7 protein-coding genes are annotated in these 7,191 nt (G+C 65.0%); 1 reads left to right on the top strand and 6 read right to left on the bottom strand.

Going from position 1 to position 7,191, the window contains the following annotated elements; all coding sequences use genetic code 11:
- Positions 1-73: 73 nt before the first annotated feature.
- The 5 genes from TVC13_RS13900 to TVC13_RS13920 all read right to left on the bottom strand — a co-directional run bounded on the left by TVC13_RS13900 (position 74) and on the right by TVC13_RS13920 (position 5,853).
- Positions 74-1,600 carry an aldehyde dehydrogenase family protein gene (locus TVC13_RS13900; protein ID WP_422401777.1) on the bottom strand — a complete coding sequence of 509 codons (1,527 nt, stop codon included), beginning with the start codon at positions 1,598-1,600 and terminating at the stop codon, positions 74-76.
- 16 nt (positions 1,601-1,616) lie between these two features.
- Positions 1,617-3,044, bottom strand: coding sequence for a 2-oxoadipate dioxygenase/decarboxylase family protein (locus TVC13_RS13905; RefSeq protein WP_422401778.1), 1,428 nt, complete (start codon positions 3,042-3,044; stop codon positions 1,617-1,619).
- 64 nt (positions 3,045-3,108) lie between these two features.
- Positions 3,109-4,293 (bottom strand): NAD(P)/FAD-dependent oxidoreductase, encoded by a 1,185-nt coding sequence (locus TVC13_RS13910; protein ID WP_422401779.1) that lies wholly within the window; start codon positions 4,291-4,293, stop codon positions 3,109-3,111.
- A 185-nt stretch (positions 4,294-4,478) separates the two neighbouring features.
- Positions 4,479-5,141 (bottom strand): GntR family transcriptional regulator, encoded by a 663-nt coding sequence (locus TVC13_RS13915; RefSeq protein ID WP_422401780.1) that lies wholly within the window; start codon positions 5,139-5,141, stop codon positions 4,479-4,481.
- 85 nt (positions 5,142-5,226) lie between these two features.
- Positions 5,227-5,853, bottom strand: coding sequence for an FMN reductase (locus tag TVC13_RS13920; protein ID WP_422401781.1), 627 nt, complete (start codon positions 5,851-5,853; stop codon positions 5,227-5,229).
- A gap of 102 nt (positions 5,854-5,955) precedes the next feature.
- Here TVC13_RS13920 and TVC13_RS13925 point away from each other — a divergent pair, with 102 nt between their 5' ends.
- Positions 5,956-6,555, top strand: coding sequence for a GNAT family N-acetyltransferase (locus tag TVC13_RS13925; RefSeq protein WP_422401782.1), 600 nt, complete (start codon positions 5,956-5,958; stop codon positions 6,553-6,555).
- On the opposite strand, the gene TVC13_RS13930 is transcribed toward TVC13_RS13925, so the two are convergent.
- Positions 6,552-7,191, bottom strand: a 640-nt coding sequence (locus TVC13_RS13930; RefSeq protein ID WP_422401783.1) for a class F sortase, incomplete at its 5' end; no start/stop codon positions are given. The two genes, TVC13_RS13925 and TVC13_RS13930, sit on opposite strands and share 4 nt — an antisense overlap.

Raw genomic sequence — 7,191 nt, forward strand, 5'->3', positions numbered from 1 at the left:
CGGTGTTGGCCTTCCAGCAGTCTAGGTCTGTGCCTTGCACCGTGTCAGCGTCCCGGGTGCACCGGGCCCCGGGTCAGAGGAATTCAACCCCCTGGGCCAGTGGCAGCTGACCGGAGTAGTTGACCGTGTTGGTGGCCTGGCGCATGTAGGCCTTCCACGAATCCGAGCCGGATTCGCGCCCGCCGCCGGTTTCCTTCTCACCGCCGAACGCCCCGCCGATCTCCGCCCCGGAGGTTCCGATGTTGACGTTGGCAATGCCGCAGTCAGAACCGGAAGCGGACAGGAAGCGCTCCGCCTCAGCCTGGTCCTGGGTGAAAACCGCAGAGGAAAGGCCCTGAGGCACGGCATTGTGGAGGGCTATTGCCTCGTCAAAGACCGTGTAGGTCATGACGTAAAGGATTGGGGCGAAAGTTTCGTTATGCACTACCGCGCTCTGCTGAGGCATCCGGACAATCGCTGGCTGCACGTAGTAGGCGTCCGGGTAGGTTTCCGCCAGCACTCGTTCCCCGCCGGTGAGCACAGTGCCGCCCTCCTCCTGTGCCTGGGCAAGGGCGTCCTGCATCGCCGTGTAGCTGGCCTCGTTGATGAGCGGTCCCACGAGGTTCTTCTCCTCAAGGGGAAGGCCAATGCTGAGGCTTGAATAGGCGGCAACCAATTTCGCCGTCAGTTCCTCGACGATCGATTCGTGCACGATCAGCCGCCGCATGGAGGTGCAGCGCTGCCCGGCGGTTCCGACGGCGGCGAACACGATGCCCCGCAGCGCCAGGTCCAGGTCTGCGCTGGGGGTGACGATCGCCCCGTTGTTCCCGCCCAGTTCCAGGATGGTCCGCCCGAACCGTTCAGCGACCTTCGGCGCAATTTCCCGGCCCATGCGCACGGAACCCGTCGCAGAGACCAGGGCAACGCGCTGGTCCTCAAGAAGGCGCTGCGCACCGGTCCGGTCCGTGACGATCAGCTGGTGAATTCCGGCAGGTGCGCCGCTTTCCGCCACGGCCCGGGCCAGCAGGGCGTTGGTGGCCAGGGCGGAGAGCACGGTGGTGCCTGACGGTTTCCAGACCACCGTGTCACCGGCGATCAGTGCCAGCGCGGTGTTCCAGGAGTAGACGGCAACCGGGAAGTTGAAGGCCGAGATGACACCGACAACACCGAGCGGGTGCCAGGTTTCCATCAGCCGGTGGCCTGGGCGCTCGGAGGGCATGGTCTTGCCGTAGAGCATGCGGGACTGGCCGACGGCGAAGTCGCAGATGTCGATCATCTCCTGCACCTCGCCCAGGGCTTCGGAAGTGATCTTCCCGGCCTCTGCCTGGACAATTGCGGCCAGCTCTTCCTTGTGCTCGGTGAGCAGTTCCCCCCACCGCTTGACCACGTTTCCACGCACGGGTGCCGGCACTTCGCGCCAGAGAAGGAACGCTTCGTGGGCTGCGGTAATGGCTGAATCCACTTCGTCCCCCGAGGTGCTCCGGAGGCTGGCCAGGGTTTCACCGGTCAGCGGCGTACGGGTGATGTGCTCCTCTCCGTAGGCGTCTTCGGTGACGCCGCAGGCAGTGAGCGCATCCTGGACACGGCGGGCCAGCTCTGTGGCCTGGGTAGTGGAAGTCATCCTGGGTTCCTGTCTGTTAGTGGCCGGCGGCGGGTGCCGCGGTGTTCGTAACTGCGGGCGGTGCGATGGAGACGCCGAGGGCGTCCGCGAGTGCGCGGACGGAGGCGTCCTGCTGCTGCTGATAAAGCTCGTACGGATCGTGGACCGGCCGGCCGATAATGGCGGACATCCGTGGCATGTCATACCCGGCTGCCTGTGCGGCGTCGTTCCGGGAGCCCTCATCCGTGAGGTTGGACTGGAAGATTCCGGCCGCCGAGCGAGGCAGGAAGTCCTCATAGACAATCGGTGCGGGAACGGCGGCTCCGGACTGAATCAGTTCCGGCAGGGTCACGGGGTCCGGGGCAAGGGGTACGTCCGGATTCGCCGTGTAGGTGAAGTACGCCAGCCCGCGGATCGACAGTTCTTTTTCGGTCCGCGGCAGGTTTTCCTCCCAGACCGTCCGGGCTACGCTCCGGCGGTCCAGTGCCGGGGCCGCAGCCAGCCGGGCGTCCGCTTCGAGGACCATTCGGTCGTACAGCTCACGTCCGGCGGGTGTCAGGGCGATGCCGCGTGCTTCCACCTCGCCGAACCGGACGCGCAGCTCGCCCTTGCCGACCGAGCCGTCCGCGTACCGGAACAGCCGTTCCTCACCCAGTGCACGGAAGGAGGTCTGGCGCAGCAGCACATCCGGACCGTCCCAGCGCGGCGGCCCCTGGATTTCATCGATCATGGCGATTCCCCGCGCCTCCATGCCTGCGTACAGCGCATCGATGTCCAGGACCCGGGGCGTGAGGTGGTTGATGTGGGTGCTGCCCACTCCGCCGATGTCCGAGGCGACGGCGGAGATCGCTTCCAGCCTCCGGTACCAGTCGTGGTCCACCGGCTCGGAGGAGAGTTCGAACGCTGCCGTCGCCAGGTCCAGGAGCCTTTCGGCTGCGGTGCCGTCGAGTCCCCCGCCCGCCGCTGCCTGGTCAGCCAGCTCCAGCAGTTCCGGTCCGAAGAGCTCACGCCGGTCGAAGAATGCCGCGAGTTCGCGCTGCAGCGGTTCGTCGAAGAACCGGGTGTCTTCCACCGCAAGCATTGAGGTGAAGACACGGAACGGGTTGCGGGCCAGCTCATCAGGGTTGACCGGACGGAACGCCGTCGAGACCACCGGAACTGCCGCCTTGGCGGCATCGCGCAGGTCGTAGAAGCCCACCGGGTACATGCCAAAAGCGGCAAAGACCCGGGCTACCTGGGCCAGTTCACGCTCGGACCCGACCCGGATAGCGCCGTGCCGTTCCGCGGTGACCCGGTCGATGCTGCCCAGCCGCTCCGCTTCAGCTCCGTGCCGGCGCAGGTGGGCTTGGTTCACTTCGGTGGAGACCTCCACCAGGGTGTTGTAGGCCGGCACCTCGGTGCCGTACATGGCTGAGAGCCTTCGGGCGAACTCGGCCCTGAGCTGCCAGAGCTCTTGAAAACCCATTCTGGTCCTTCCCTGTAGCTGAGTGCGTGCCGGTCGACTGCCTGGGCGCGGTCAAATGACGGAGTCAGATAATGTGGACCTCCCGCACCAGGGACTCGTCCTCGTTGCGGAACCGGGTGGCGGAGAACGTGGAGGGGTCCATAAAGGATTCCTTCCCCAGATACAGGTCCCGAATCAGTTCTCCCACGGCAGGGGCCTGCAGGAAACCGTGGCCGGAGAACCCCGTGGCATAGAAGAACCCGGGCAGCTCCGCGGAAGCACCAATCAGGGCATTGTGGTCCGGGGTGTTTTCGTACAGCCCCGCCCAGCCGTATTCAAGATCCGGTTCAACCAGGGACGGCGCACAAATGCGGGCGGCCGCGTTGAACTCCGCCAGCCATTCAAAATTGAAATCGCGGTTGAACCCCGGCTCCTCCATGTTTGAAATCCCCAGCAGCAGCGCTTCCGCGCAGTTGTGGAAATACATGGTGGTGGACAGGTCCAGGGTGAACGGAACTTCGGGATACGTCCCGGTCTTTTTTGTTATGCCGATTTGCCGGCGGACTGGGGTGACGGGCAGTTCGACTCCCGCCAGCCGGCCAACCCGGCGTGACCATGCGCCCGCGGCGCAGATGACGGCGTCGGTCCGGATTGTTCCTCGATTTGTCGTCACGGAGCGGATCACCCCGGCACCGCGTTCTATCTCCAGGACCTCGGTGCCGGTCAGGAACACGGCCCCCGCAGCCTTGGCTGCTTCCGTGTAGGCGGCGACTGCCCGGGCGGGTTCGGCGTAGCCGTCCTGTGGAGAGTAGGAAGCAGCCAGCAGCGCTCCCGGATCCAGGAAGGGGTTCAGCCGTGCGGCTTCGGCCGGGGAAATCATCCGGCTGTTGGCGCCGAAGGAATTCTGGACCGCCACGCCGGCCTCGCAGTCCAGCACTTCGGCCTCACTGCGGCAGAGGAACAGGTAGCCGACCTCGCGCAATCCAATGTCCGCGCCGAAGTGCTCGCCGAAGCTCTTGTAGGCATCCAGGCTTCGTTTACCCAGGGCCACGTTTGCCGGGTCCGAAAACGTCGCACGGACTCCTCCCAGGGGTTTGGCCGAAGAACCGCTTCCCAGCTCAGCCCGTTCCGCCACCACCACGCCGCTGACACCGGCTGCTGCCAGATGGAAGCCGATGCTGGCACCCATGATGCCGCCGCCAATAATAACGACGCCGGCGCGGGCCGGCTGCGGTGTCTCGCAGGCAACGGATACCACTTGGTTCGCCATCGAAGGCCCCTCGGTCGCAACGGAAAAGAAAATGCCGTTGCAGCGATCCAACAGCACCGGAAGAAGCGTGGTAACCCGAAAACCAATTCATGGGCATCAAAACGCGCTCATGGTTATGGGTTATATATAACACTTCACTTCAACCGAGGGAAGGGCTGGGGGAATTTAGTGCCGGGAAGGAATTGTCAGGGACGGGCGTAAGCGAGGTGCTCAATCATCAGGGAGTTCGCCGCGTCCGCATCCCCTGCGATCAATGCCTCCACAATGGGGACATGTTCCTGGGCGCTTTGGGCCAGCATGCCGCGTTCGGCCAGCCGGTATGACCCGCGCACCCTGCTTTGGTCCCGGAGGTTTTCAACAATGCCGCACAGCCGGCGGTTTCCCAGCAGCGCAACAACGCGCATATGCAGCGCCTGGTCAGCGTCCAGATACTCGCGCAAATCACCGGAATCCGCCGTCGCGAGCACTTGCTTCAGCAGCCGGCGAAGTTCAGGTTCATCATCCGCGGCAAGTCCCCGGCGGGCGACTTCCGCCACCGCAGGCACTTCCACCAGCAGGCGCAGGTCGTAAACCTCCCGGCGGTCCGCATCAGTCATTTCGACAACGCGGAAGCCGCGGTTGCGCACCACTTCCAGCAGCCCTTTGCCCGCAAGTTCCATCATCGCTTCGCGGACCGGACTGTTGGAGACACCAAGCCGGGCGGCCAGCGAGTTGGCGGAGTAAATCCTGCCCGGCACCATGTCACCGGCCAGCAGCGCTGACCGGACCGCTTCCACCGCACCGTCCTTCAGGGTGCCCCGCTGAAGGATTTGAAGGCCTGACACGGATGCAGCTTCATTCTCGGGCATACGTTGTGGTCCTTGTTTTGGCCGCACCGCGGGAGGAACGCGGCACAGTTATGGGTTATGGATCACATTCCACCCTACCGGGATGCTAGCTGCGGGGCTGGATCTGGGCCAGCAGCTGCTCGAACGGCAGCGATTCACCTGAATTCCGCCGCGGCCGGGCTGGTGCGTCACCCATCAGGGCCACCAGTTCAGCAGCCGCAGGCTGGACCCGATCATCCAGGGCGGAGATGCCGCCGCTTCCTGCTCCCCAGTCATCCGGAGCAGCATAAACAGCCGTTGGTGCCACCCGTGCCCGAAGGTAGGCAAAGAGCGGACGAAGGGCGAAGTCCAGCACCATTGAGTGCCGGGCGCTGCCGCCCGTCGCGCCGGCCAGGACCGGCTTGGCATCGAGGGCATTCTTGTCCATAACGTCGAAGAAGGACTTGAAAAGTCCACTGATGGACGCGCTGAAGACCGGCGAGACGGCTATCAGGGCATCGGCGTCGGCCACTTCATTGAGCAGGGCTTCCAGCTTGGGGGCCGCGTAGCCGGAGACCATCGCGTTGGCGATGTCCACCGCATACTCGCGCAGTTCGTAGGTGGTGAGCACGGCGTGGTGGCCCAGCTCCTGGAGCCTGGCCTGTGCGGCTGCCCCCAGCTGGTCGGCCAGCATCCGGCTTGAGGACGGGACACCCAGCCCGGCGGTTACGGCGACAATCCTGCGTTCGGCCACAACGGCCACCTTTCCTCGCATCCGATAGATACATGTTATTGCATCTACTAAACGAACGGCGGGCTGCCCGCAATAATTCCCTCCCCTGCCTAGGATGAACGCATGAGCACGAATCCGTTTGCCACTCCAGTCATCCTCGAGGGCAGCACCGTCCGACTGGAACCGCTGTCCCCCGGGCACGTCCCCGAACTGGACAGCGCCGTGAAGGACGGAGAGCTCTGGAACCTCTGGTACACGCGGATCCCCACCCCGGAGGGCATGGCTGCGGAAGTGCAGTCGCGGCTGGAACAGCAGGCGGCGGGCACCATGGCCCCCTGGGCAATCCGGCGCCTTGATACCGGAGCTCTGTGCGGGATGACCACGTACATGAACATCAAGGCCGAACACCGCCGGGTTGAGATCGGTTCAACCTGGCTGGCTGCCAGCGCGCAGCGGACGCTGATCAACGCCGAAACAAAGTACCTGCTGCTCTCCCGCGCCTTTGAGTCACTGGACTGCATCGCCGTCGAGTTCCGCACCCACTGGCACAATCACGCATCCCGGGCCGCGATCGCCCGCCTCGGCGCCAAGCAGGACGGCGTGCTGCGCTCCAACGAACTCTGGCTGGACGGGTCCCGCCGCGATGTGGTGGTTTTCTCCATTCTGGACAGCGAATGGTCCTCGGTGCGGCTGGGGCTGAAGTACCGCCTCACGCGCGGCTAACCTGTCAGCGCCGCGTACACCACAAAATTGTCATCAAAGGTTCCGGTGGCCGGGTCAAAACCGTCGCAGGTGATCAGCCGCAGTTCCGCGCCGTCGGTATTGCCGTAGACCTCAAGGGTTGGAAAGTTGTCCTTCCCGTACTGTTCGGCCCGTTCAACCACGAACTGGACGATGCTCCCGTCCTCCCTGCCGACCTCGATCAGATCGCCTGGCTGCAGGGCTCGCAGATCAGCGAAGACTCCGGGACCGCCACCGGTGGCATTGACGTGTCCCAGCAGGACTGCGGGGCCGGGCTGCCCCGGCACGGGCGATCCGGTGTACCAGCTTGCCGGTGCTCCCGGCCCTTCCGGGGGAACCTCCAGCGAACCGTCTTCGCGCAGGCCCAGATGCAGCAGGGAGCTTTCAGTTCCCGTGGCCGGTATCCGCAGGCTCAGCGGAAGTGACGGCGCGGGTGCTGCCGCAGCCGATGGGCTGGAAGTGCCTGCAGCTGGCGACGGAGCTGCCGCCGCAGACGGAGGCGAGCTGGAAGGACCGGGTTCCAACTCTGCTGCCGGGGGCGATGAGCACCCCGCCAGGACCAGGAGAAGGGCCGCCGCACCGGGGCGCAATCCAGCGCGGCGGCCCCGGCGGCGCCCC

It is taken from the genome of Arthrobacter sp. 3Tela_A, from assembly GCF_049311025.1.
Classification (GTDB): Bacteria; Actinomycetota; Actinomycetes; order Actinomycetales; family Micrococcaceae; genus Arthrobacter_B.

Excerpts from the sequence above, each read along its gene's own strand:
- TVC13_RS13900 (WP_422401777.1), bottom strand. The coding sequence starts at position 1,600 with ATGACTTCCACTACCCAGGCCACAGAGCTGGCCCGCCGTGTCCAGGAT.
- TVC13_RS13910 (WP_422401779.1), bottom strand. The coding sequence starts at position 4,293 with ATGGCGAACCAAGTGGTATCCGTTGCCTGCGAGACACCGCAGCCGGCC.
- TVC13_RS13915 (WP_422401780.1), bottom strand. The coding sequence starts at position 5,141 with ATGCCCGAGAATGAAGCTGCATCCGTGTCAGGCCTTCAAATCCTTCAG.
- TVC13_RS13925 (WP_422401782.1), top strand. The coding sequence starts at position 5,956 with ATGAGCACGAATCCGTTTGCCACTCCAGTCATCCTCGAGGGCAGCACC.
- TVC13_RS13905 (WP_422401778.1), bottom strand. The coding sequence starts at position 3,044 with ATGGGTTTTCAAGAGCTCTGGCAGCTCAGGGCCGAGTTCGCCCGAAGG.